The 25,163-nt window shown below is 47.7% G+C and carries 17 protein-coding genes and 2 pseudogenes; 8 read left to right on the forward strand and 11 right to left on the reverse strand.

The genetic code is table 11. The features are described 5' to 3' along the window. Window positions 1-161: 161 nt before the first annotated feature. Window positions 162-1,754, forward strand: a complete 1,593-nt coding sequence (locus B9A32_RS15365) for an alanine/glycine:cation symporter family protein (protein ID WP_212637963.1) — start codon at window positions 162-164, stop codon at window positions 1,752-1,754. Between the two features lie 223 nt (window positions 1,755-1,977). On the opposite strand, the gene B9A32_RS15370 is transcribed toward B9A32_RS15365, so the two are convergent. After that, window positions 1,978-2,985, reverse strand: a complete 1,008-nt coding sequence (locus tag B9A32_RS15370) for a J domain-containing protein (RefSeq protein WP_084070482.1) — start codon at window positions 2,983-2,985, stop codon at window positions 1,978-1,980. Between the two features lie 508 nt (window positions 2,986-3,493). Between B9A32_RS15370 and B9A32_RS15375 the strand changes: the two genes are divergently transcribed. Further along, complete coding sequence (locus tag B9A32_RS15375; protein WP_084070483.1) at window positions 3,494-4,174, forward strand: LexA family transcriptional regulator; 681 nt, start codon at window positions 3,494-3,496, stop codon at window positions 4,172-4,174. Window positions 4,175-4,280: 106 nt separating this feature from the next. Here B9A32_RS15375 and B9A32_RS22390 read toward each other — a convergent pair whose 3' ends face one another. Next, on the reverse strand, window positions 4,281-4,409 hold the full coding sequence (locus B9A32_RS22390; protein ID WP_269749029.1) for a hypothetical protein: 129 nt from the start codon (window positions 4,407-4,409) through the stop codon (window positions 4,281-4,283). A gap of 686 nt (window positions 4,410-5,095) precedes the next feature. Here B9A32_RS22390 and B9A32_RS15385 point away from each other — a divergent pair. Beyond that, window positions 5,096-6,418 carry a saccharopine dehydrogenase C-terminal domain-containing protein gene (locus B9A32_RS15385; protein WP_084070489.1) on the forward strand — a complete coding sequence of 441 codons (1,323 nt, stop codon included), beginning with the start codon at window positions 5,096-5,098 and terminating at the stop codon, window positions 6,416-6,418. A 278-nt stretch (window positions 6,419-6,696) separates the two neighbouring features. Here the strand turns inward: B9A32_RS15385 and B9A32_RS15390 are convergent, their stop codons facing one another. The 7 genes and pseudogenes from B9A32_RS15390 to B9A32_RS15425 all read right to left on the reverse strand — a co-directional run bounded on the left by B9A32_RS15390 (window position 6,697) and on the right by B9A32_RS15425 (window position 15,488). Next, window positions 6,697-7,461 (reverse strand): amino acid ABC transporter ATP-binding protein, encoded by a 765-nt coding sequence (locus B9A32_RS15390; protein ID WP_269749031.1) that lies wholly within the window; start codon window positions 7,459-7,461, stop codon window positions 6,697-6,699. Next, window positions 7,461-8,324, reverse strand: coding sequence for an amino acid ABC transporter permease (locus B9A32_RS15395; RefSeq protein WP_170923859.1), 864 nt, complete (start codon window positions 8,322-8,324; stop codon window positions 7,461-7,463). Before B9A32_RS15395 ends, B9A32_RS15390 begins: the two co-directional genes overlap by 1 nt. A 360-nt stretch (window positions 8,325-8,684) precedes the next feature. Beyond that, window positions 8,685-9,542 carry a transporter substrate-binding domain-containing protein gene (locus B9A32_RS15400; RefSeq protein ID WP_170923860.1) on the reverse strand — a complete coding sequence of 286 codons (858 nt, stop codon included), beginning with the start codon at window positions 9,540-9,542 and terminating at the stop codon, window positions 8,685-8,687. Window positions 9,543-10,149: 607 nt separating this feature from the next. Further along, window positions 10,150-10,791, reverse strand: coding sequence for a cobalamin B12-binding domain-containing protein (locus tag B9A32_RS15405; protein ID WP_084070494.1), 642 nt, complete (start codon window positions 10,789-10,791; stop codon window positions 10,150-10,152). Window positions 10,792-11,164: 373 nt separating this feature from the next. Then, window positions 11,165-12,571 (reverse strand): annotated as a pseudogene (gene mtbB / locus B9A32_RS15410) ([dimethylamine--corrinoid protein] Co-methyltransferase). Next, window positions 12,568-14,052: pseudogene (gene mttB, locus B9A32_RS15420) on the reverse strand ([trimethylamine--corrinoid protein] Co-methyltransferase). Before mttB ends, mtbB begins: the two co-directional pseudogenes overlap by 4 nt. Window positions 14,053-14,069: 17 nt before the next feature. Further along, window positions 14,070-15,488, reverse strand: coding sequence for a trimethylamine methyltransferase family protein (locus tag B9A32_RS15425; protein WP_084070497.1), 1,419 nt, complete (start codon window positions 15,486-15,488; stop codon window positions 14,070-14,072). Window positions 15,489-15,934: 446 nt separating this feature from the next. On the opposite strand from B9A32_RS15425, the gene B9A32_RS15430 reads away from it, so the two are divergent. From B9A32_RS15430 to B9A32_RS15445, 4 genes are all read left to right on the forward strand, one after another. Continuing rightward, window positions 15,935-16,723, forward strand: a complete 789-nt coding sequence (locus B9A32_RS15430; protein WP_084070498.1) for a TrmB family transcriptional regulator — start codon at window positions 15,935-15,937, stop codon at window positions 16,721-16,723. 276 nt (window positions 16,724-16,999) lie between these two features. Beyond that, window positions 17,000-18,322, forward strand: coding sequence for a saccharopine dehydrogenase C-terminal domain-containing protein (locus tag B9A32_RS15435; protein ID WP_084070500.1), 1,323 nt, complete (start codon window positions 17,000-17,002; stop codon window positions 18,320-18,322). Window positions 18,323-18,401: 79 nt separating this feature from the next. After that, on the forward strand, window positions 18,402-19,706 hold the full coding sequence (locus B9A32_RS15440; RefSeq protein WP_084070503.1) for a bifunctional lysine ketoglutarate reductase /saccharopine dehydrogenase family protein: 1,305 nt from the start codon (window positions 18,402-18,404) through the stop codon (window positions 19,704-19,706). A 188-nt stretch (window positions 19,707-19,894) separates the two neighbouring features. Then, complete coding sequence (locus tag B9A32_RS15445; protein WP_084070506.1) at window positions 19,895-20,716, forward strand: helix-turn-helix domain-containing protein; 822 nt, start codon at window positions 19,895-19,897, stop codon at window positions 20,714-20,716. 12 nt (window positions 20,717-20,728) lie between these two features. On the opposite strand, the gene B9A32_RS15450 is transcribed toward B9A32_RS15445, so the two are convergent. Further along, window positions 20,729-21,517 (reverse strand): epoxyqueuosine reductase, encoded by a 789-nt coding sequence (locus B9A32_RS15450; RefSeq protein WP_084070509.1) that lies wholly within the window; start codon window positions 21,515-21,517, stop codon window positions 20,729-20,731. Window positions 21,518-22,103: 586 nt separating this feature from the next. Here B9A32_RS15450 and trkA point away from each other — a divergent pair. Beyond that, a complete protein-coding gene (trkA, locus tag B9A32_RS15455) occupies window positions 22,104-23,537 on the forward strand; it encodes a Trk system potassium transporter TrkA (RefSeq protein WP_084070512.1) in 1,434 nt (477 codons plus the stop codon). Between the two features lie 4 nt (window positions 23,538-23,541). Here trkA and B9A32_RS15460 read toward each other — a convergent pair whose 3' ends face one another. Further along, on the reverse strand, window positions 23,542-24,996 hold the full coding sequence (locus tag B9A32_RS15460) for a TrkH family potassium uptake protein (RefSeq protein WP_084070515.1): 1,455 nt from the start codon (window positions 24,994-24,996) through the stop codon (window positions 23,542-23,544). Window positions 24,997-25,163 lie beyond the last annotated feature (167 nt).

Genomic DNA, 25,163 nt, shown 5'->3' on the forward strand with positions numbered 1-25,163 from the left:
ATTTAAGGGGCAACTTTGCCCCGCATAATTGCCGGTATTTTTTTCTTGTTGAGAAATAATGCTTTTAATTCAATCATTTATATCTTTTGGCACGGGCATTGCTATCTGATTATGCTTATAAGAATTTTTATTATAACTTTTCAGAGAGGTCGTGAAAAAGCATGAAATTTAAAAAGCATTATTTATCCCTGTGTACCATACTACTTACCCTTATAACGCTTCATTCCCCAGCCATGGCAGGGGGGATTGATGAAGCCATTAATAACGCCCTTACCCCCATTTCCAATGCATTGGTGGCCTTTGTTTTCTTTAAAGTCAAAGTGGCCGGTGTGGGAATTCCCCTGGTGGTGGCGTGGCTGGTGGCGGGTTCTCTTTTTTGTACTGTATATCTTCAGTACATCAATGTGCGGGGATTCAAACATGCTTTACGGCTCATCCGGGGAGATTACAGTGACGGCCACGGCCAGGGAGAGATCAGCCATTTCAGCGCATTGTGCACCGCCGTATCAGGCACCGTGGGCATTGGCAACATCGCAGGTATTCCCATAGCCATTGCCATGGGAGGACCCGGGGCCATTTTCTGGATGCTGGTGGCGGGTTTTCTGGGTATGTCCACCAAGTTCACCGAATGCACCCTGGCGGTGATGTTCCGCAAGGAAAATTCTGACGGCTCTGTGGCCGGCGGTCCCATGTATTATCTGACAAAGGGATTTGCTAAAATAGGTAAACCTGCCATGGGTAAAGCCCTTGGCGGTTTTTATGCTTTTGGTATCCTTTTTGGATGCCTTGGCATCGGTAATATGTTTCAGTCCAATCAGGCTTACAGTCAGTTTCTGGTGGTCACCGGCGGTGATGCTTCTTTCTTTGCCGACAAAGGCTGGTTATTTGGACTTCTTTTTTCACTGGTGGTGTTTGGTGTAATTGTGGGGGGCATTAAAAGCATTTCCAATGTGGCCTCCCGTCTGGTGCCTTTCATGGCCGGTCTCTATATTGTAACGGCTGTTGTGGTCATTTGCATTAACTTTAAATTTATCCCCGCAGCCATTGCCATGATTATTGATAATGCGTTCAACGGACAGGCCATTGGCGGCGGTATGCTGGGGGCCATTGTCATTGGATTTCAACGGGCTGTCTTTTCCAATGAGGCCGGTCTTGGATCTGCTGCCATTGCCCACTCTGCTGTACAGACCAAAGAGCCTGTCACCGAAGGTTTTGTGGCCATTCTGGAACCCACCCTGGATACCCTTATTGTACTTGCCATCACTTCCCTTGTTATCACCACCACCATGGTGGCCGACCCTCTGTTTGCATCCAATCTGCTGGGTAACAATCTTACAGGTATGGCCGCGTCTTCAGCTGCTTTTACCGCTCATTTTGCCTTTGCCAAATACCTGCTGGCAGCCGCCGGTATGCTCTTTGCCCTTTCCACGGCCCTGGCATGGTCCTATTATGGCTTGAACGGCTGGAGCTATCTGTTTGGTGATCACAAAACAGGAAAATTTATTTATAATATCCTTTTTTGTGTTTGCTTTGCCCTTGGTTCTTCCATCCAGCTGGGCAGCCTCATGGATATTTCCGACGCCCTGGTTTTTCTTATCTGTGTGCCCAATGTTTTTGGTCTGTTTCTGCTGGCTCCCCTGGTTAAGGCAGAGCTCAATATCTACTGGGAAAAAATTAAAACCGGCGAAATCAGCCCGACTGCTGATGGTGAACCGGTTTTTATAAAATCCACGTGCTCTCCTGCCGAATCCTGATTTTGTCATTACGGTGCCGTCATTATAATGGCGGCACTTTTTTCCAGAGGAATGGATGTTTTTTTCATATAAAAACGTTGCAACGGCATGGGATTTTATCTTTGGCTGCCCGTTTTTAACGGTATAATCTTTCTCCCTCTCTAAAAATAAGATATCTTTATCTCATCTTTATCTCATCTTTATCTCATCTTTATCTCATCTTTATCTCATCTTTATCTCATCTTTATCTCATCTTTTCCATCAAATATTCATAAGCTTCATTAAGGGCAATAAATTGTTTTTTTTCTCCCCCTTTATCTGGATGGTGTTTCCGGGCAAGGGTACGGTAATGGCGGGTGAGTTGCTTTGATGTCATGGCCTGGAAGATGCTGTGGTCAAGTTCCATATTTGCCAGGGCCTGTTTGAGAGAAATCGGTGTTTTTGCCGATCCTGGGGGGGGATGGGTGCGACGATGTCTGTTCATGAAATTATGGGCAAATTCATCCAGCAGGGTGCTGTGGGCATAGCCATGGTCAAAAAACATGATTACGTAACGGTGGAGAAACGGGTGGAGGCTTGCTGCACTTTTTGTACTTGGGGGAAAAAGGCTTTTATTGACAGCGCACAATTCATTAATAAAACAATTATCCACCTCTTCCTGGTCCAGGGCCTGGGGCATCTGTTTGGCAAGAAAGCTTTCAAAACAGCGTTGGAGGTTCAGGGAAGAATATACATAGGTTTTGAATTCCGACAGGTCCATGCGGTTTTCCTGGCGCATGAAGTTATGTTCAATTTCATCCCGGGATTTTTCCATCAGCTCCCGAAACAGCCTGGGTGGCATATTCTCCACAGGCCCGGGATCTATCTGGCCGAATTTCAGAAAAAGAAGCCGTCGTTTGTCAAACCAGGGCATTCGGTACTGGATAAAGTGATGCTGCTCCGGGGAGATGGGTTTCTTTTTTTCACCGCCACGGTTCTGAAATGTTTCAACGGCCCTGCGGATTTCGGGTGAGATAAATGACATGAAAAGGGATTCCAGGCGGTCATCGTCCACCGGGATGCCCAGTTTTGAAATTGCATCGGTTATCTTCTCGTTGATATAGTAGCTGTTGCCACCGGGGTAGATGATATGGCTTGCAGGGTCATGGCCAAGGTCATAGAGATCCCGGCTTTTAAATCCCTCACCGGATGGAACAGAAATACGGAGAGAAAAGTTGATTTTTCCATGGACTGTTTCGCGGGCAATATACATGGGCAGCACCTTGGTTTTTGGTGGATGGGAAATGCTTCACGATTTTGTTTCAACACACTTGATAAACAGAAGGAATATCAGGGTGGGAACCCTGATATAACAAGAAACGCATTGTTTTTGCAAGCGGCTCAGCAGGAGCCTTTGTCGTTTTTACCGGCAGTGGTATGGAACTTTTTATGATGGGGTATTCTTAATGGGATGTCAAGTGTAAAATAGCTGTTTAAACCCCGTGGTGGCGGGTTCTCTGGCTTTGAATCTGGAATTTTACCCAAATGAGATGGAAGCCATTGGATTGGCGGTTGGAACATTACTTCAAAAATTATGATGAAAAAAAACAACAAAAGTAGTTGTAAAAAGTAAGCAAATGTGTTTGATTTATATGGCGGTTATTTTGACCTTGAGCTGTCCACAAGGAATATTAAAAATACTATCATGCCGCCCCCGATGTCTTTCCGATTTGGCCAGGCAGATGTCATTGGGTGGGCCAGAGGCATAAAAGGAGATATAGATGCAGGAAAACAAGATTGATGAACTCATCGGGCGAATCATGGATGCCACCGGGATTACTTCCCAGAGCAGTCTTGCCGCGGCCTTGGGAATCAATCGGTCCGGGATCACCCACGCAAGGAAAAAAAATCAGGTTCCGGATAAATGGATTCTCAAACTTTATCGAAAATTTGGATTTCATCCCCAATGGATTGAAACCGGAAAAGGACAGATGTTCATGAAAGATACTGTAGGTACAGCGGGCTTTTTCCATGATCCAACTCTTGGGGCAGAGATGCGGTTTATTCCCAAAGTGTCGGCCAGGCTTTGTGCCGGAGGGGGCTCCTTTGTCACCGATAGTGATGTCAAAGAACATCTCTGTTTTAATGCTGCCTGGCTGGCTGCCAAGGGATCTGCATCCCGGATGGTGGCCATGGAGGTGTTTGGTAACAGCATGTCCCCTGAAATCAAAGAGGGTGACACCCTGCTCATCGATCAGTCTCAGACCGAAATCTACGCCGGTGCCATTTATGCGGTGGGGGTGGAGGATACCATTTTGGTCAAGCGCATAGAGAAACACCCGAACAAATTGGTTTTGTGCAGTGACAACCGGGATTACGCTCCCATTTACCTGGAGAGGGATGAGATGGACGCTGCCCGGATTATCGGAAAAGTGATCTGGAACAGCAGAGAATACCGGTAAATTTTTTTGAAAATATTGTTTATTTTTTTCAACAAGTAGTTGGGTGTGTTCAACATAAAGGGGGGATAATCATGAAAAACCATCATCGCAGCCAATATTATGAAGATCAATCCAGGGGGGCCATGTCTGTGTTTGGGATTCTGTCCGGTTTTGCCTGGGTGATCGGGCTGTTGTTGGCCGGAAGTGACGGGCCTTTGATGCCCTGGGGCAACGTTCTGGGTGTTTTTATTTTCATTGGGGCCAGCTGTCTGCTCACATACCTGTATTCAGGAAATGAAAAGGTCGGGAGCACATCCTTTAATACCGCTCACTCCTCTTCCAAAGAGCCTGCCACCTGTTCTGGAAGTTTTATAAAAACCATGTGTCAGAAGAAATGGCCGCATAATATGTCTTCCCACACAAAGGATGATGGGCATTGTCATGGATCCATGTCTTGCACACATTGATCGGGCTTGGTCATAACATGGGCCATTTGTAATAAAATTTTAGAGGTAAAAATTAATAGCTGTAATTACAGTGCTTTGAAGTCAATAAAATTTTATTTCACGTATAGTGGCCCAGCTTATGATCAACCCCCATTGATCACTGCTTTCACAATAAATTGACTCAAAATATAAACGTTTGTTTAAAATCCGGGAACAACTGTGTGGCTTTATGAGATGAGCAGTTTACCGTAATTTTTCCATTGTCCGTGGTTGCTGATTCCGGCCATGGGTGTTATGTTCTGCTGGTGCCTTGCTCCTGTAAGGACAGTTGGGGCAATAATTATTTGTTTTGTCGGTGGACCGACATGGCCGTTTTTATATGAAAAACTCTTGAAACGTACAGTGTTTTTTATGCTTCGTTGTGGGCAAAACGAGATCAAAATACGGTCTGCCCGTGGCAGTTATTCAGAGAACAAATTTTAAAGCTGGAGAACGTATGAAAAAGATTATGGTATTGGGCGCAGGACTGGTGGCAGGTCCATTGGTGAAATACTTAATGGATTCACCGGACATTGAAGTTATCTTAGCGGCCCGGGATAAAAAAAAGGCAAAACTTCTGGTGGGGGATCACCCCTCAGGGAGTATTGTTTCTTTGAACATGGAAGATATGGCGTCTCTTAAAGAGATGATCAAAGGCGTGGATCTGGTGATCAGTCTTCTGCCATGGACCTTCCATCCTGTTGTGGCCAATCTGTGCCTTGAACTGGATACCAATTTTCTCACCGCATCCTATGTAAAAGAAGAGATGCAGGCCCTGGATGCCAAGGTAAAGGAAAAGGGGCTGATCTTTTTAAATGAGATCGGCGTGGACCCCGGCATTGACCACATGGCTGCCATGAAAACCATTAATGAAATCAAGGCCGCAGGGGGGGAAGTGACCTCTTTTTATTCCTATTGCGGCGGTTTGCCTGCCATGGCAGACAACAACAACCCATTGGGATATAAATTTTCCTGGAGCCCCGAAGGGGCTTTGATGGCCGCGGGAAATGATGGACGGTATCTCAAGGATGGAGATATTGTTGAAGTGTCCGGGGATGAACTGTTTGAATATTACTGGCTCCAGGATGTCCCGGGTGCCGGTGTTTTTGAAGCCTATGTCAATCGCGATTCCCTGCCGTACAAAGAAATTTACAATATTCCCACAGCAACCAGCATATACCGGGGAACCTTGAGAAATATCAGCCATTGCGAAACCTGGACCTATTTTAAAAAATTGGATCTGTTCAGCAGGGAAAAACTGTTTGATTTTTCAATTTTTTCTCCGGCCCAGGTGATGGCACAGCTCATCAACAGTGACGGCAAGGATCTTTACGGCGATCTTTGTGCATTCCTGGGGGCTCCTTTGTATTCCATCACTGCTAAAAAACTTGAATGGCTGGGATTGTTGAGTGATGATAAGCTTTCTCTTGGGCGGGTGTCTCTGTTTGACATGTTTGTTCATATCCTAAAAGAAAAATTGGTGTATAACCCCGGGGAAGTGGATCTTTTACTCCAGCACCATGAGTTCATTGGCAAATATCCCGACGGCAGGCAGGAAAAAATTCTGTCCACCATGGTGGATACGGGGATTCCCGATGGGGACAGCTCCATGGCCAGAACCGTTGGCCTTCCTGCGGCCATTGCAGCCCGTCTCATTGTGGAGGGAAAAATTGATGTAACCGGTGTCTGCATTCCTGTGTTGCCGGAAATTTACACCCCGGTATTGGCTGAGCTTGAAAACCTGGGCATCTGTTTTGTGGAGAAAAAGATTTCGTTGTAATTTTTTATAACCGCCACGGGCGGACCTTATTCTGATTTCGTTTTGCCCACAACAAAGCCTGAAATACGCTCCTGGTTTCCGGAGTATTTCATATAAAAAGGGCATGCCCTGTGGGATACAACAAATATAAGGTCGTAGACGCGGAGCCAAATGGTATTATACCGCCCCCCCCGACGGGCAATGGGCCGACCGGAACGGTAGACAGCTCAATTGTCCGGTTCCTATTGCCCATCGGGGGGGGACGGCTCTGGTGAGGTTACGTTGCCCGGCAGTTTTATTTAGTTGAGAATATGGGCCAGAAATTGTTTACTGCGTTGTTCCCTGGGATTGGTGAAAATTTCTTCTGGAGGCCCTTGTTCAATCCAGTCCCCTCCGTCCATGATCAAAACCCGATGGGCCACATCCCTTGCAAAGTGCATCTCATGGGTGACAGCCAAAATGGTCATGCCTTCATCTGCCAGCCGTTCCATTACCTCCACCACTTCCCCCACAAGTTCCGGGTCCAGGGCCGAGGTGGGTTCGTCAAACAGCATGACATCAGGTTTCATGGCAAGGCTTCTGGCAATGGCCACCCGTTGCTGCTGCCCTCCGGAAAGGCGTGACGGGTGCACATCCCGTTTGTCCGAGAGCCCCACCCAGTCCAGCAGTTCCTCGGCATAGGGGATGCATTCGCTTTTGGCCTGCCCCAGAACCGTCACCGGTCCTTCAATGACATTTTCAATGGCGGTCATGTGGGGAAACAGATTGAATGATTGAAAGCACATCCCGGTTTTTTTTCGGATCTGAAGGATTTTGGTTTCCTCTTCTTTGGTGGCTTTCCCGGCATTGACGGTGAGGCCGTCAACGGTGATGGTGCCAGCCGTGGGGGTTTCCAGAAAGTTGATGCATCGCAAAAGTGTACTTTTTCCAGACCCGGACGGTCCCAGTATTACCACCACTTCACCGGCTTTTACGTCAAGGTCTATCCCCCGGAGCACATGGCTGTCTTTTCCAAATACTTTATGAAGATTCTCAATTTTTACCATGGTTTTTTTATCATTCATCAGTGTACCCTCCTGTCACCCCGGGCCATGTGTGCTTCGATTTTTTCCTGGACATATTGGAGAACCACGCACATGAGCCAATAAATAAATGCCACCATAATAAGCATTTCCAGGGATTGAAAATAACGCCTGCCGATTTTAATGGCCCGGTAACTCAGTTCCCACACACCCATGAGGGAAACCAGGGAGGAATCCTTGATCATGGCGATGAATTCGTTGGAGATGGGGGGAATGATGATCCTGAGGGCCTGGGGGAAGATAATTCGGCGCATGGCCTGGGATTCTGTCATGCCAAGGGCTTTGGCCGCTTCCCTCTGGCCGATGGTGATGGATTGAATACCGGCCCGGACGGTTTCTGTCATGTAGGCACCATAACAGACCCCAAGTGCCAGTATTCCCGCAGGAATGGCAGGCAGTGTCAGGGCATTTTGAATTCCGGGAATGCCGATATCTTCCAGGGCTTTGCCCAGCTGGGGAAGGGCAAGATACCACATGTACACCTGCACCAGAAGGGGGGTCCCCCGAATCAGGGAAACATAGGCAGTGGCAATACTGTTGGCAATGGGATTTTTAGAAAGTCTTCCCAGTGCACCGAGAATGGACAGGATGCAGGCAAGACTGATGGCAAGAAATGACACAAGCAGGGTAAAACCCATACCCGTTAAAATAAATCCCACCCATTTTCCCATGAACATGAAATCAAGCTTAATCACATAGAATAGAAAGAAAATAAAAGCAGTTAAGGACAACAGTGCGATGGTGGTATTTCGTTTGAAGCGTTTTTGTCTGTTTTCTATCTCTTCGAGGACAGCATGGGCTTCAGGGGGGATGGTGCAGCCACCGGTCTCTTGGGTTTCACTCATTGGGGATCGTTCCTTAAAATTAAGCGATGACAACCGTACCTTCGCCAAGTTTACAACAGGCGTTAAAATCACTTGCTGCATGGTCAAGACTGATATTTAGGATTGCATATGCCCAAGATAATTATTAGTTCCGGGTGGTTGTAATCAACAAGTCTAAAATTAAGTCATGACAAAAATATTATCTCAATATTGTCTATTGTATTTGTAAGGCATTTACATCCAGTATATGGGTTTTAATATGGTTAACACAAAATTGGCAACGGTGTTTGACAAAGCAATCAATTGAGTTGAAAGCCGTTTACCTGCCTGCCGTGACGTACAATGCGGGCAGGAAAACAGATTGGCGATGAATTATTGAGCCTATAATTTGGGAATCAGATCGGTTCCATAAAATTTCATGGAAAGTTTCACAAGCGTGCCGTCTTTGTACATGGAATCAATGACTTCATTGAGTTTTGTCAAAAAAGATTCGCTGTTTTTACGACTTTTGTCAAGGGCAACACTTAAGGGTTCATAATAGGTGGGGTCGCCCAGCATTTTTAAGGGACATCCTGTGCCGCATCCGCTTTTAATGGATTGGGCCAGGGTCTGACGGGAAGTGAAAACGGCATCCAGCCGGGCACCGTCACCCAGGGCCAGATCTTCAATCTGATTGGCGTCTGTGGGATAGGTTTTTAAATTGGAATGGCTTGGTTTCCAGGTAAGGTAGCTGATTTTTGTGTCCTGGATAACAAGATCCTGCTGAAGAAATCTTTCATTGGTGGTTTCCGATGCCACACCGATTTTTTTATCCTTTAAATCATCAATGGTTTTGATGGTGGTGTTATCTTTGTGGATGGCAAACTGAGCAGGGGAACTGTAGTAGGGGATGGTAAATAAAAGGGCGTTTTTTCGTTCTTTGGTGGGGGTCATGGAGCCCACGGAAATATCCCAGCGTTTTCCCCATTTTCCGGCTGTTATGAGATCCCAGTCAGGAGTGATGAATTGAACTTTAACCCCCAGACGTTTGGCGATTTCCGTGGCAACGCTGATGTCAAATCCTTCCAGTTCTCCTTTTTCGTTGAGAAAACTCTGGGGAGCATAATTGGCGTCGGTGGAGACTTTGATAACCCCGGCGGTCATGATTTCGTCAAGAACCGTTCCTGCGGCCATAGCGGTTTGTACAGAAAAGATTAAGAGCCCTGCCATCAGTAGTCCCAAAAATACATTCCGTTTCATTGCAATTCTCCTCATAAGTAGAAATAGTGATGAATCACCAAGGTGATTAAAAATCGCCCATCCTCCATTAAAAAAATTCCGTGACATGAAAATGGGGTGGGGAAAATACCTGTTTCGTTTTGGAAACCGTTTTAATATAGCATGGACCCGGATTCTATACCATATTAAAAAATATGAGTTGTCCACAAAACAAGGTGTCTATTTTATGGATGTGCTAAACCGGCAATCCATTTATTGTTGTATTTTTCAGCATTCATTATAAAACCTGCAAAACCAACCCGAATATTTACAAAGCAGTTTGTGGTTCTTGATCAACTTTTTCCAGGAAATGGATAGATTATTCTGAAAATTGTAACCTGAAAAATGAAGTCTGCCTCCATGTTTCAGTGCTTAAGTGTCCGTTAAAAAATTAACCGTCTATAGTTACTCAAACAATATATCAAGCGAAGATATGTTATACACTATTTAGTGCCCATCGGGGTGTCTCTGTCAGAGACTTTTGCATAGTTTGTTTTCCAACGGTTCCTAATTCGTTTTTATTGAAAAAATTGTTTACCGTGACTGTTAACAATTGTGAATTTGAAATCAAAAAACGGCCAATTTTGTGTCATCCTGCCAGAAGCTCCCTTGCAAGCCTGACACCGTCCCCGGCGTTTTCGGCAAAGGCATCAGCCCCAATACGTTTGGCCCATCTTCTGGTCACAGGGGCACCGCCCACCATGGTTTTAAAACGACTTTTGAGTCCTGCTTTTTTTAACGATTCTTCCAGTTTCTTTTGTTCAGGCATGGTGGTGGTTAACAAGGCGCTGGTACCAATGATGTCTGCATTGAATTTGTCCGCCCCTTCAATGAATTGTTCCACAGACACATCCCGGCCCAGATCCTTTACCTCAAATCCATTGGCTTTGAACAATGAGACCACAATGGTTTTACCGATGTCATGGACATCACCTGCCACCGTGCCGATGATGATCCTGCCGCCTGAAGCGGCTTCATTGTCCGGGATGGCATCGTTGATTAGTTCTGTGGCGGTCTGCATGGCGGTTGCCGCCTGGATCAGCTCCGGCAGAAACAAGGTGCCCATGCCAAAGAGTTCCCCTACTTTGTTAATGCCGGGGATAAAGCCGTTGTTGATAAGTTCAATGGGCTCGATGCCCTCTCCCAGACCTTTTTGGGCCATCTCTTCTGCCAGGGCCGCATCTCCCTTGACAATGGATTCCATGGCCTGTTCATATATTTCAGTTGTCATCTTTATTTTCTCCAAAATTTTTTTTGCCTTTGGCAGTTTTTTTTATATGAAAAAGTGGGTACTGGGTATTAGGTTCTGGGTGCTCATAGCAACTATTTTTTCATTATTCGTTGTGGCTGGTACTTATAGCCATGTTGGTTTATATACAATGCAGCCTCCAAGAGAACCTCAGCAGAGCCGCCCCCCCGACGGGTAATAGGAACCGGACAATTGAGCTGTCTACAGTTCCGGTCCGGGACCATTACCCGTCGGGGGGGCGGCGGTACAATACCATTTGGTTTTGCGTCTAAGACCCTATATTTGTTGTGTCCGATAGAAATGGAAAATTTTTCGCCGGACAGCTGCCGGGACGATGGTGTCAGCGGCAGTACCGTTAAAGCCCCATCTGGGACTTGAACAATTCCACCGATCGAATTTTAATATCCAGCAGTTCTGCGATTTTCATTTTTGCGCGAATGCCCTTAGGGCCGCCTGCAATGGAGGTAACGGTGCCAAGTCCCAGGTCCTTCCTGAGTTCGCGCATCACCTCTTCATTGGTCAGGTCAAAAACCTCAATCCCCAGTTTTTCTGCAACATATGCCTTGGCTTCATTGATTTTCATCTTGCGGGTCATCTGCATCCAGGCAACCAGATCTCCGGCTGTCCGAATACCCCCCATGCATGATGCCATGATATGCGCAATGGCCATTCCCATTGGATCGCCCACGCCAATCTACAGCCCGTCGGCCTTCCCGATCTGGACAAGGGCTTTGGATACCCGGGTGACAGCGTCAATGGGGGGCTGTTCCATCATGGGAACCCCGCACACCCCCATGCCCACATTGGCATGCACCGGGATGGCAGCCGTATCGGTGGTGGCCTTTAAAAAGGTCACAGCCCGGGCAAGATTCCAGGGGACAGATTCCGTGGTGGCGGTGTTAACAGCCATGCCATAGATGTTTGCGCCTGCCTTTTCAACGGCTTTTACCTGGTCTATGGTGTACATGCCGGCGATACGTTTATCGTCGTAGGTCAGCTCACCATGCATGCCAAGGATGAACTCTCCGGCGCCCCCCATGAGGATGGGAAGATCGGGGAATTTTTCTTTGAGCCGTTCAACACCTTGAAGGGCAGCCAGAAAGTCGGCATCCCCGGCAGAGCCGGAGGTATCAAAGTTTAATCCCTCAAGGCCCACTTCGGCAAGCTTTGACCCCACAAACACCAGATCATCCGCCAGGTAGTCACAGGCTTGTTCCTGGGCCTGTCTTGCTTCTTCAATTTTGCCAAGGGGCATGAGTTCCGCTGCATTGGGGCAGGGTCCGTCAGGCTGGAAATAAAGCCCCATGTTGGGCTGGGCACCGTAAAAAAACGGGGCTGTGGTGACCTGGGAAATATTATAATAGTCGTTGGCCTCAAAGTTTATGATACTCTTCACCGGTTTGTAAGAGTAATCACTGTGGCCAAGGGAGGTTGTGTCTGCTCCGCAGGCGCGCTCATAGGTCTGGACGGCCTGCTGGCGGCTTAAGGGGGTGCCCACGCCGCCACCGTCCTGACCGGAATAGAAGCTCATGGTGGTGCCGTCATCGGACACAATAACCTCTTCACCGGGGTTGACACTGACAATGCGGGAGGGTTCGGCCAGGATGTCAAAGAGTTTTTTCTGATCCTCTTCACTCAGTTCGGGCACACCGATGCGTTGGGCTGCATCGGCACATCCGTCCCGGATGTCATCCATTACATCTTCGACATCCATCCACAGGCGCTCACCATCCCCCATGCGGGTTAAAATCTGGTTGGTCATCTGTTGTCTCCATTGGTAATGCCCATCTCTTTTTCCGTATCCGATACAATGGACCGGATGGTTGCCAGAACATCATGGGGCAGGGGAGTGGGCTGATGATTTTCAATGATGGTTCTAACCTTGATCATTGCTCTTTCATAGGCTGTGGTGGCACCTGCTTTTTCCCACGCACCGCGCATTTTACGATCAATTATTTCCGGTTTAGACTGGCTTCTCATCCATTTAAATGTGTGGGGATTCATCAGATAATCGCCCCCGGGACCTGTCTCCTTGACAGCATCCACGGCCAGGGTTTCGTCATTGACGGGAATTCCTTCCACTGTATGTTTGATCATCCGTGCAAATTCACAATCCAGAACCAGTTGGCCATAATCAAAGGTGATGCCGCTTTCCAGCATCCCCAGACCGTATATCATATTGGCACCTGCCAATGCGGGAATCAGTCCGGTTAATGTCTTTTCGTGGCCTGTCTGGGTATCTGATATTTTGCTGTCGCCCTAACCACCGGCCACATAGCTTGGCAGGGAGTAGTACCGGGCAAGTCTTGCCACGGCCCCGCTGATCAGGGCACATTCCGGCGTGCCCACGGTGGCGGCGGCAAGTTTGAGGTCCATGGCTGTTGTGGAACTGCCGTAGATCACCGGGGTTCCCCGCCTTGTCAGCTGGGCCAGGGTGAGACCCGACAGGATTTCTGCATTGTGGTTCACCAGGGTCCCTGCCAGGGTCACAGGGGCTGTACCACCGGCCATGGCCATGGACAGGATGTTGCAGACCACGTTGTTTTTGGCCGATTCCATGATGATTTCACAGCAGTCGGAGATGAGCTTTAAAGGACTCACCGGGCAGGTGGTGAATGATACCAGACGTCTTTTTCTAAAGGCTTCTTCACCACCGGCAATGGCTTTTCCCATGGCGATGATTTTATTGAGAAAATTGCCGTTTACAGGGCCGAAGGCACAATGTTTGGTTGTGTTGGTAAGATAGGCTTCAGCATTGTGAAGGGCCACTGTTTCCTGGCTCATGTCATGGGCACCCAGTGCCTTTTCGCAAAAATCAATTTCATCCAGGTAATCAATTACCCTGGCTGATTCAATCACATCTTTTTTTAGGGGAGGGCGGTTTTCTCCGGTGTGGGGATCATTGATCATCACCCCTTCGCTGAAATTTGTAAAATGGACCCGGGTGCTTTCAAGCACAATGTCATGCCTGGGGTCCCTTCCGTGGAGAATTACCTTGGACGGGGTGGAGCGGATGGCATCCTCCACCACATGGGGGGGGATTTTTACAATGCGGGTGGTGCGGTCCACTTGGGCACCGCCTTGTTCAAACAAGTCAAGTGCCTGGTCGTCTTCGACAAAAACACCTGTTTCTGCCAGGACTTCAAGGGTGGCCAGGTGAATCTCTTCCAGCTCATCCTCGGTGAGGATGTTGAGACTCAGCCCGGAACCCAGCAGTCTTCCGGCGTGTAGGTTTCGTTTCATGGGAATTTCTTCCTTTTTTAATGTGCAGCAATCAATTGTTTTCCCCGATCCATGAGTGCATCGCGATCGTGGGGTGGAGAAAGAGTTTCAATCATGTGATGGGTGTATTCCCGCAACAGTTTTCCGGCCTCCGGGCATTGGTTGCTCTGCCATTGTTCCAGGGTATAACCCGGCCACACCGGGCTTTCAAAACGAAAATTTCGAAAATGTTTCCCGGTTGAAGGGGCTGCCAGGTAATTACCGGCAGATCCCATGGTGTTGATTTCATCCAGTTTCACTGTTTCCGGGTCAATGGAAAACCCCCGGTTAAATATGCGGGAGAGGCGGATCACCTCGTTGGCATACACCACGGCTGAAGGGCTGAAAGCCATGGAATCAAAATTTCCCCCCACAAAGGGGGCAAGCCCCACCTTTCCCATGATGCTTGTGAGATGATTCATCCAAAAGGCCCCACCGGCGATGAGATCCGGTCCCCAACCGGGGCCGCTGCCGGAAGTCCCTGAATGGGGAATTTGATAATGATTCATCATTTCAGCGCAGGCCAGGTTGATGAGCATGGTGTGTGGGGTATAAACGCTCATCATGTTTTTCATGTCAAAACCTGCCGGCAGGCTTCCGGCAATGACGGGGGTGCCTTTTTTAACCAGTTGGGCAAAAACAATACCGGCCAGGAGCTCTGCATTGAGAAGTGCCAGGGTTCCCCCCGGAGTAATGGGGGCTGTGGCGCCGGACATTCCGTAATTATTATAGATAAAGGGTAATCCCCGACCTGCGGTGATGATGATTTTTTCGGCGGTTTCTTCATTGAGAACCAGGGGGGTGATGGGATTGAAATAGGGGATCACAAAAGGTTTTTCAGCCAGGTTGCCATGGAGCGTTTCCATCATGTCCAGGGCCGGTTCAAAGCAATTCATCTCTGAAATCAGCAGTACCAGGGGTTTGGTGGTGTTGGCCAGCATGGTAAGGCTGGAAAAAAGATCTGCTGTTTTGGGGTCCAGATCCTGGGCAATGCCCGGGGTGGAGATCACATCAAATTGTTCCAGTGCATGGCCAAGCCCCACGGCTTTTTCCATGTGTTTAATGGAAAAAGGGGTTGTTTTGTCCGTTAAGGGGTCCTGGTAATGAAGGTTGGTCACCCCCACACCAAAACGGGTTGAATTTGCAGAATCTCCTCCCAGGGTGAATCTTATCTCTCCTGACCGGTTGTGGATGGCAATGGATGAGGGTGCGGCATCAAAGGCCCACTGTACCAGGGATTCTTCAATAAAAACCTGGTTGTTGTTTGCGATGCGACAGGATGCTTTGTTAAAAAAAGCCAGGGCCCGGGGGCAATCCACCCGTATGCCTGTGCGGGAAAGAATCTCCAGGGATTGTCGGTGTATCTCCTGGATCTGATCCCCGGTTAACAGAGAAATTGAAGGCGTAACAGCTGCCATGGGCGTAGCTCCCCTTTCTGTAAATTAAAATAGACCCGATTTTTCAGTTGGTGTTGCCACCATAAGGATAACATCCTATATCAACGCTTCTCTTGATCTGTCAAGGGAATAAAATTTTGCATTGTAAGGGGGATAATTCAATGTTACTACTGTTATAGTAACTTTGTAGGGTTTTATAACTCTGCTGCGGGCGGACTCTATTTTGACCTTGATCTGCGACTTATTTCATGTAACGGGCATCTCCCGTCGGACACAACAAATATAGGGTTGTAGACGCGGAGCCAAATGGTATTATGCCGCCCCCCCCCCGACGGGCAATGGTCCCGGACCGGAACTGTAGACAGCTCAATTGTCCGGTTCCTATTGCCCGTCGGGGGGCGGCTCTGCTGAGGTTGCCCGGAAGTTTTATTGTTAATAAAAAAAATATAGATTAAGGAACAGGAAAGATGATTAAAGATATTACAGAATTAAATGTGGGGCTTTCAAAATATGTCATAACTGCGTATAAATCATTGCTGGGAGAACATCCTGTCAACGGGTCTCAGTTAAGTCGTAATTCCGGAATTCCCAGGGCAAGAATTTACGATGTCCTGCGCACCTTGAAAGCCAAGGGCTTTGTGGTGGAGTCCAGCCAGGGCATGTACACCCCCATCCCCTCCGGGGAGTTGGTCAAGCGACTTCGCCATGACCATGAATCTGCGTTGTCTGTGCTGGAGGCTGATCTAAAAGAAGCGGAGAAAGAAGCCGGAAGTGATGTGATCTGGAGAATCAAAGGCCATGTGGCTGCCATGGGCAAGGCAAAGGAGATGATTGAATCTTCCCGGGATGAAATTTATGTCCGGATTTCACCCGAAGAAGGTATTCACCTTGATGACGCGTTAAAGGCCGCAGAATTAAGGGGTGTTCAGGTAAAATATATCTCCCTGGCACCGGTGGAAAAAATGTTTGATATCCAGGTGATCCATCCCCAGACCGAGCTTGACGAACCCGGGCCTGAACATCGCTATTTTGATATTGTTGTGGATCGAAAAGAGATGCTTTGCGGCATGTTTGTGGCAGGAGATGAAGTGAATTCCGTGCTGAATTGGGGGCGGAACGACTGGTTTGTCATATCGGGCCGGGACAGTCTGCGTCACGATTTTTTTCATTATTTTCTTTATAAGCTGGAAGATCTTAAACAGCCTTTGTCCGATGAAGATAAAGCCCTTTATCATCTGATCCAAAAAGATATTTGAAAAATTATCCGTAAATATTCGGTCAGCACCCCATCTTCACCTGTTTTGGCCAGCTCACCCCTTAGCAACTACGCAGTCCTAAGCAGGCAAATATGGGGCATTGCCCGGACATTTACATTACCCAACCGAATATTTACGGCGTTGCCCTGCAACCATGGCCTGCTTTGAAATGGATAAATGGTTGTAAAAATGGTGCCTTAAAAAAAGAGTTGACACACCATCGTCTTCATATTAGTGTCGCCCCAATGGTAGCAACAAAACATTTTGGGAGGCGCGATGAAACAGATTCTGGTATTGGGAGCAGGGCTTGTGGCCCGCCCATTGGTGCGATATTTGCTGGCCCAGGACGGCCTTGAGGTGGTTCTTGGGGATCAGGAACTAAAAAGGGCCGGGGCTCTGATTAAAAATCATCCTTCGGGTCGGGCTGTTAAACTGGATGTCAGGGATACGGTTAGCCTCAATGACGCCGTGGCCAAGTCGGATATTGTGGTCAGTCTTTTACCCTGGATGTTTCATCCCCACATTGCAGCGTTGTGCCTTGAACATAAAAAACATCTGGTGACGGCCTCCTATGTTAAAGAAGAGATGCAGGCCCTGGATGTAAAGGCCGGGGAAAAGGGATTGATTTTTCTCAATGAGGTGGGTGTGGATCCGGGCATTGATCACATGGCTGCCATGAAAACCATTGATGAAATCAAGGCCGCCGGAGGAGAGGTCACCACCTTTCATTCCTATTGCGGCGGCTTGCCGGCCATGGCAAACAACAACAATCCCCTGGGGTATAAATTTTCCTGGAGTCCCGAAGGGGCCTTGCTTGCGGCGGGCAATGACGGACGATATCTGGAAGAGGGAAAAATCGTGGAGGTGCCGGGGTGCAAGCTGTTTGAGCATTATTGGCTCACCGATATCCCCGGTTCCGGGGTTTTTGAGGCCTATGTGAACCGGGATGCATTGCCTTACCTTGATCTTTACGGCATTCCCACGGCAAAAAACATCTATCGCGGTACCTTGAGAAACATCGGTTATTGCGAAACCTGGGATTTTTTTAAAAAACTGGGACTCATGAATCAAAAGATGAAGTTTGACATGCAGGAGATTTCCCCCTGCCAGGTGATCACCAACATGATCCACAGTGACGGTGAGGATGTAAAAGGCGATGTGGCAGCCTATCTTAAAATTCCCCGGCACTCTTTGACCATAAAAAAATTGGAGTGGCTTGGCATGTTCAGCCAGGATACCCTGGATCTGGGAACGGTGTCTGTGTTTGAAATGTTTGCCCATATTTTAAAGGAAAAATTAACCTATAATGACGGTGAGGTGGACCTTTTGCTGCAGCATCATGAATTTGTGGCAGTTTACCCCGACGGTAAAGAAGAGATGACCATGTCCACCCTGGTGGATACGGGCACCCCCGGGGGAGACAGCTCCATGTCCAAAACCGTGGGGTTGCCTGCGGCTATCTGTGCAAGGCTCATTGCCGATGATAAAATTGATGTGAAGGGGGTTTGCATTCCGGTTCATTCCCAGATATATAAACCGGTGCTGGCGGAACTGGCGGCGCTGAATATTAAGTTTGCAGAACGCAAAACTATTCTTTAATGGGGTAAACTTCCCACTGGAGGGAAAATACCCGGTTTTGGGATAGCCTTAAAAGTACTTATATATGTGAGGAGAGGTTATGAAGTCGTTACTCATTCGGGCGGAAGACAAGAATATCTGGGAAAAAAGAGCAGCCATTGTACCTGCGGATCTGAAATTGATCCTGGAGGAAACCGGAACCAACGCGTACATTGAAAAGAGTGAAAAACGGTTTTTCACGGAAGATGCCTATGGGGCTGCCGGAGCAAATTTATGTGAGGGCATGGAAAAAGGGGACGTTATTTTTGGGGTAAAGGAAATTCCTGAAGAAAAAATTCTGGATGATAAAACCTATATTTTCTTTTCCCACACCATCAAAGGGCAACCTTCGGGCATGCCGCTGTTGAAAAAGATAATGGACAGCAATGCCACCCTTATTGATTATGAAAAGATCACGGACGATAAAAATCGCAGGCTTATCTATTTTGGACGATATGCCGGGGATGCCGGGGCCATTGATATTTTGCATCTCATGGGGGAATACTGGGATCACCATGGCATTGATACACCCTTTAAGGCGTGTAAAGCGGCCCATCAGTACGCATCTGTGGCCGATGCCAAGGTTCACATTACAAAAATCGGGGAGACCATCAAAGAGCAGGGGCTGCCGGAAAAATTAAGCCCCATGATCATTGGGGTGCTGGGCTACGGCAATGTCTCGGGCGGTGCCCAGCAGATTCTGGATTGTCTTCCCACCCGGCGTATTGCCCCCTGTGATCTCAATGATTTTGTTAAAAAGGGCGAATTTGATCCCAAAATTGTTTATGTGTCTGTGTTTAAAGAAGAAGATCTGGTGGTGAATAAAGAGGGCAGGGCCTTTGAACTCCAGGAATACTATGACCATCCGGAACGGTTTGAAAGCCAGTTTGAACAATATATGCCCTCCATTTCTCTGCTGGTCAATGCTGTGTACTGGGACAAACAATACCCCCGGTTTGTTACCTGGGAGAATTTGAAACGTCTTTATGAAAACCAGGAAAATCCCAGGCTTTGCGGCATTGCCGACATCACCTGTGATACCCATGGCTCCATGGAGTGTAACGTGAAATCAACGGATTCCGGTATGCCTGCCTACCTGGTGGACCCCATGACCCGGGCGGTCACCGACGGCCATAAAGGCGATGGCATTGTGGTGCTGGCCGTGGATAATCTGCCCTGCGAAATTCCCAATGATTCTTCCACGTTTTTCAGTAATCAGTTAAAGCCCTTTGTGGCCAATATTCTGAAAGCCGACTATGCAAGTTCCCTGGACGAATCCGGGTTGTGTCCTGAGATTAAAAAAGCGGTGATTGTTTACAATGGTCAATTGACCCCGGGGTATCAATATCTTCGTAAATTTTTGTGATTGCTTTCGGTCCGCTATGACGGGCCGGAATATAGTGCGAGCATGGGGGGCAGGCTTGTGCGGTACCCCCCATTGCTGATGAGGGGCGCAGAATGTGGAGCCACTGCCTCAATCCGGTGCTTTTATTCCATGGTTTTCCCTTTTTTGCAAATAATACCGTTGGCTTACTTGATTTTTAGGCAACTTCAGTGCACACTGATGTCATGGGAATTATTTATAAAAACAAGCCAATGTCCCAGGTGGAAATTCTTTGCTGCACCGATGCCTTTGAATTTAAACCCCATATCCATGATCGGTATGTGGTGTGGCTCAATACGGGATGTGGTGAACATTTTTCGGTGAAGGGCGAAAGTGACATCCTGCAGCCGGGTTCCATCAGTATCTTTGAACCGGGCCGGGTGCATTCAAACTACGCCTGTTCAAACAGTAGAAGGTGTTTGAGAAGTTTTTACATCCATCCTGAATTCTTCCATGGGCTGGCCGTTGAAAATGGAAAAAGAGAGCGGGAAAACTACTTCAGCCATACGACTTTAAAGGATCCGTTGTTGTGGAAACAATTGGCCCAACTCCATGAACAGATGTTGAAAATTTCCCGGAATCTTGCCATGGATACGGATTTTTTCAATGTTTTTGGATTACTTTTGGGTCGACACGGTAATGTCGGAAGCCTTGAAACCACCGGGGACACTTGTGATAAAAGGATCAAGCAGGTCATCGCATATTACCATGATAACCTGGACCGGGATATTCGTCTCAAGGATCTGGCCTCCCAGGTGGGGTGCACCGAGTTTCATCTGATCCGGCTTTTTAAAGATCACAAAGGACTGTCCCCCCATGCATTCCTGGTGCAATTGCGATTGGAACATGCCCGGATGCTTCTGGAACAGGGGCTGGACATTAGCATGGTGGCCCTGGACTCCGGGTTTTCCGACCAGAGCCATTTGACCCGGAGATTCAAATCCAGATACGGCATCACACCCCATAAATACAAAATTGCCTGCGGGTATTAAAGAGACCTTATTTTACTCCCGGGGCAATGTTTTTCTTTTGTTTGCCACAGGATTCATGTGGGAGCAGGGTGTTCCCACAAGGCACTTTCCACAAACATCGGCATAACCGATGGCCCGGGAGTTCTCTACGTTTTCCAATAACATTTCATAGCATTTGAACCGATCAAAGGACGTCACAAAAAGGGCTTCATTCACACATTCTTTTACGCATTTTTTACAGGTACCGTCATACTTGTACAAACAGGTTTCTTCCTGATAGCGTGTGTCAGGCGCTATTTTTGCTGAGGTGATAAAACTGCCCACCCGGCCGCAGCAGCCTTGTTCGGTGATGAGCATATTGTTCAGTCCAAAATTTCCGATGCCTGCCATGTAGGCAATGTGGCGATGGGACCAGTCGCTGATGAGCTTTTTTTCATCCCAGTTGTGCGTGGCCGGAATGGTGTGTCCTTCATGACCCTGGATTTTAAACCACTCTTTTAATGATTCGCTGAGTTGGCGGATCATTTCATTGGTTTCAATGTAGGCAAGTCCCCACTCCTTTGAGCTGTTCCTTTTTTTGAGATTGGTGCGGGTCATCTCTTTTTTAAAGGGGATAAAATAGGCAATAACGGTTTTGGCGTTGGGAAGAAAATCCCGGGGCACGGCGTGGGTGGGGCTGGCCACCGAAGGTAGTTGGGAAAACAAAGGCTCATCGGCTGATGCAAATCCAACAATGGGGACACCCCAGTGGGTGGTTATTTCGGGTTTTGCCTGGTGGTTTTTAACAAATTTTTCAATGTGGTGTATGGCTTCTTTTTTCATGGGTATCCCCTTATTAAATCATTATTCACTCAACTTTCGGTGTTCGCATTTCGTGGTGGGGTCAGGCTTTCGTTATTGGCATTATCGAGGCTTTTTTCGTTAACAAAGGCCTTGGTCGATAACATCAATAACAAAAGCCTGACCCCGTCGGCACACTGAGCCCATGGGTACATTTAAAAATGCCAGCTTTGAAATGAAGCCCGAAAGTTGAGTTATTCATAATAACCTGGTGCCTGGTATCAGGTAAGAGAATATCTTGTTAATTAAATGGGGTCTTGAATAAAATTGATATGCAAATTAATTAGCATTGACCAACCGGTGAAGATAATCAACCTTGTATTGCCAAATTATATAAAATATGAGAGTTTAGAAAACCGTTTTACCAAGGGGTGCGCTCCAATGTTCTACCAAGAGGATGGTATATTATTATCCAAGCCCCGACCTGTTGAGGGCTGTGAACTGAACTGAACTGTATAACTGCCACGGGCAGACCGTATTCTGGCCCGATTCTGCCCACAATAAAGCTTGAAATACGCCTCTGATTTGAGGCGTATCCCATATAAAATCAACTGGAGTTATTTATTATATGTACGGAAACAAACCGGCAAAGTCCACCAACATTCTGATTCTGGGTCTTGGCGGCGTAGGGTATTATTTGGCAAAACGCCTGGTGCACGAAGGATACGCCATTACCGTCATAGAACCCGACGGCGACCTGATTCGCCATGCCGATGGCAATATCGACGCCCGACTGATCCAGGGCAGTGCCATGGACATAGAGTGCTGGCAGGAGGCCGATGCCGCAAAGATGGACTATCTGATTGCGGTGACCAATAACGATGCGGTGAATATGTTGAGCTGCCTGGTGGGGGATCGCTTTGGGATTTCCAAAAAAATAGCCAGAGTTCGCTCAACGGGATTTGCCAATAAGGACTCCATCCTCAATGCCAAAGATTTGAAAATTGACATGATCATTCATCCTGAAGAGCTGGCGGCCCAGGAGATCTTCCGGCGTATTAATCTCAGGGCCGGAAACGATATCATTGCCGTGGCCAAAGGCGAAATTCAAGCCATGGCCACCCGCATCCATGAGAAATCTCCCCTGGCCCACAGAACACTGAAGGATATCGCCCGGGAGTATAATGAATTCCCCTTTAGAATTGTGGCCATTGCCAGGGGAATCACGACCTTGATTCCCAGTGGGGATGACGAGTTGTTACCCCATGACCAGGCTTTTTTCATGGCAAACAGTGAAAACCTTGAGCGGTTGATGAAATTGACCGGTATGGAAGCCCAAGAAAGGCACAGGGTTATGATCATCGGCGGCGGACTTGTGGGGTCTCGCCTGGCTGATCTGTTAGGGAAAACCGTAGAAGTCCGTTTGCTGGAAAAAAGCGAAACCGTGGCCCAGGATCTCTCTTTTTCCCTTAAAAATACAGAGATACTCCATGGTGACGGTTCTGATTCAGATGTATTACTCGCTGCCGGATTGATGGATATGGACACCTTTATCACCGCCACCGGTGAGAATGAAACCAATATCATGAGTTGCGTGCTGGCAAAACATCACATGACCACCCAATCCCGTAAAAACAACAGCAAACGAAAAAAACAAACCAACCATAAAAGCACTTGCATTGCCTTGGTCAATAAAGAAGACTACGTGGTGCTGGCGGCAACCATGGGCACAGATCTGGCTCTGAATAAAAAAATAATGGCCAGCAGCGAAATTTTAAAATTTATCCGTCGGGGGGAGCTGCTCTCCGTGGCCCATCTCCATGGATTTGACGCGGAAATGGTGGAGATTGTTGCCGCACCCAAATCACCCATCACCCGCAAGCCGCTTTCTAAAATAGGGGCCTCCTATGACGGAGACATCCTCATCGGCGGCATTCACAGGGATGGTGTATGGCAGGTGGCTGTGGGGGATACCCACATTCGGAAAAACGAGCGTGTCATTGTTGTGTGCATGTCCCAAAATTTAAAGGATGTCCAGAAACTTTTTCTCTCTGATAGTTGATACACTATTTTTTCCAAAATGAGGGGTAAAAGATCACCAGTGCCGAAAACATCTCAAGGCGACCCACAAGCATGGTCCAGGAGAGAAACCATTTTCCGATATCTGAAATAAAGGCATAATTCTGGGACGGCCCCACCCCTCCGAATCCTGGGCCGATGTTCATCAGGGAGGCAATGACGGAGCTCATGGCAGTTCCATAATCCATATTGTCCACAAGGGTCATGAAACAGCCGCCTCCCAGCACCATAAAAATATTGACAATGAAATATAAAATTGCCAGATAGATGATCTGAAGATCCACCGGGCGTTGGTTCAATCGAACCCCCACAACGGCCATGGGCTGGAAAAAGATGCGTTTGATAACGGCAACACCGAATTTACAGATCAAAATGTAATGGACGATCTTGATGCCGCTGGTGGTGGAGCCGGCACAGGCACCGATAAAGCAAACGGCGTAGATAAACATCTGGGCCGATTGGGGCCACAATTCATAATCTGCCGTGGTGAATCCGGTTGTGGTTAAAATAGAGGTGATTTGAAAAGTGGCATACCGGACAGAGTCGATGAAATCATAGGTGTTTTCCCTCCACAGAATCAATGAAACGCTGCCGCAAAAAAAGAACATCAGGCCCAGGTACCACCGTAATTCGGTATTGTTTTTGATCACCCCCCAGTTCCTCTGGATCATGTGATAAAAGAGCATGAACGTCATACCCCCCAGGAACATGAAAATAATGATCACCCAATCAAAATATGCGCTGTTGTAATGCCCCACACTGGCATTCCAGGGGGAGTAGCCCGATGTGGATACCGTACCAAAGGAGTGACACAGCGAATCAAAAATCGTCATGCCGCCCATACACAATAACAGGGTTTCTAAAAGGTTCAGCGCCAGATAAATTCCCCAGAGCCAGACCATGGTATCCCTGTTTCGGGGGATGAATTTCTCCTTGGTGATCACCTGTCCGGGGCTCGATTCTGCACGGAAAATACGCACCCCCCCCATTCCATGGGGAAGAAATATGATGGTCAGAGTTAAAAATCCCATTCCCCCAAGCAAATGGGTCTGACTTCGCCAGAAGATCAACCCCCTTGGTAAGATTTCAATGTCTTTCAAAATGGTGGCACCGGTTGTGGTATAGCCGGAGATCATTTCAAAAAAAGCATCAGTAAAAGAGGGAATGGAACCGTGGATCACATAGGGCAAAGCAGAAACCGCAGATATCAGTATCCATCCAAATACGGCAATGAAAAATCCGTCTCTCAGATTCAATTCGTCGGATTTTCGAAAACACCACCACATGGGAAGCCCCATGAGAATGGTGATAATTGCCGTAACTCCTATGGATAACAGGTCGTTCTCCCCGTAATAAAGTGAGCATATCAGCGGTAATAACATTGAGCAGCCGGTAACGATCATTAATTTGCCCAGCACATTGGTGATCGTGTTATAGTTCATTCCAATATATCCTTTGCCAGTTGCCCAATGGTCATGTTGGGGGGTTGCCCAAGGGCAGTTAAAATAGTTTGGGTGGTTTTATCCGGTTCTTTCTCCGACATATGTGTCGGAGATATGGCGGTAATACCCGCAGCCAAGGCCTCTGCCAGAAATGACTGGGTTTAATT

The sequence above is a fragment of the Desulfocicer vacuolatum DSM 3385 genome, from assembly GCF_900176365.1.
Classification (GTDB): domain Bacteria; phylum Desulfobacterota; class Desulfobacteria; order Desulfobacterales; family Desulfobacteraceae; genus Desulfocicer; species Desulfocicer vacuolatum.

Bases quoted from the DNA above. Each gene is read 5' to 3' on its own strand.
- B9A32_RS15390 (WP_269749031.1), bottom strand. From the start codon at position 7,461: ATGAATGATAAAAAAACCATGGTAAAAATTGAGAATCTTCATAAAGTA.
- B9A32_RS15365 (WP_212637963.1), top strand. From the start codon at position 162: ATGAAATTTAAAAAGCATTATTTATCCCTGTGTACCATACTACTTACC.
- B9A32_RS15385 (WP_084070489.1), top strand. From the start codon at position 5,096: ATGAAAAAGATTATGGTATTGGGCGCAGGACTGGTGGCAGGTCCATTG.
- B9A32_RS15460 (WP_084070515.1), bottom strand. From the start codon at position 24,996: ATGAACTATAACACGATCACCAATGTGCTGGGCAAATTAATGATCGTT.
- B9A32_RS22390 (WP_269749029.1), bottom strand. From the start codon at position 4,409: ATGAAAATAAAAACACCCAGAACGTTGCCCCAGGGCATCAAAGGCCCG.
- B9A32_RS15400 (WP_170923860.1), bottom strand. From the start codon at position 9,542: ATGAAACGGAATGTATTTTTGGGACTACTGATGGCAGGGCTCTTAATC.
- B9A32_RS15375 (WP_084070483.1), top strand. From the start codon at position 3,494: ATGCAGGAAAACAAGATTGATGAACTCATCGGGCGAATCATGGATGCC.
- B9A32_RS15435 (WP_084070500.1), top strand. From the start codon at position 17,000: ATGAAACAGATTCTGGTATTGGGAGCAGGGCTTGTGGCCCGCCCATTG.
- B9A32_RS15370 (WP_084070482.1), bottom strand. From the start codon at position 2,985: ATGTATATTGCCCGCGAAACAGTCCATGGAAAAATCAACTTTTCTCTC.
- B9A32_RS15425 (WP_084070497.1), bottom strand. From the start codon at position 15,488: ATGGCAGCTGTTACGCCTTCAATTTCTCTGTTAACCGGGGATCAGATC.
- B9A32_RS15405 (WP_084070494.1), bottom strand. From the start codon at position 10,791: ATGACAACTGAAATATATGAACAGGCCATGGAATCCATTGTCAAGGGA.
- B9A32_RS15430 (WP_084070498.1), top strand. From the start codon at position 15,935: ATGATTAAAGATATTACAGAATTAAATGTGGGGCTTTCAAAATATGTC.
- B9A32_RS15440 (WP_084070503.1), top strand. From the start codon at position 18,402: ATGAAGTCGTTACTCATTCGGGCGGAAGACAAGAATATCTGGGAAAAA.
- B9A32_RS15450 (WP_084070509.1), bottom strand. From the start codon at position 21,517: ATGAAAAAAGAAGCCATACACCACATTGAAAAATTTGTTAAAAACCAC.
- B9A32_RS15395 (WP_170923859.1), bottom strand. From the start codon at position 8,324: ATGAGTGAAACCCAAGAGACCGGTGGCTGCACCATCCCCCCTGAAGCC.
- trkA (WP_084070512.1), top strand. From the start codon at position 22,104: ATGTACGGAAACAAACCGGCAAAGTCCACCAACATTCTGATTCTGGGT.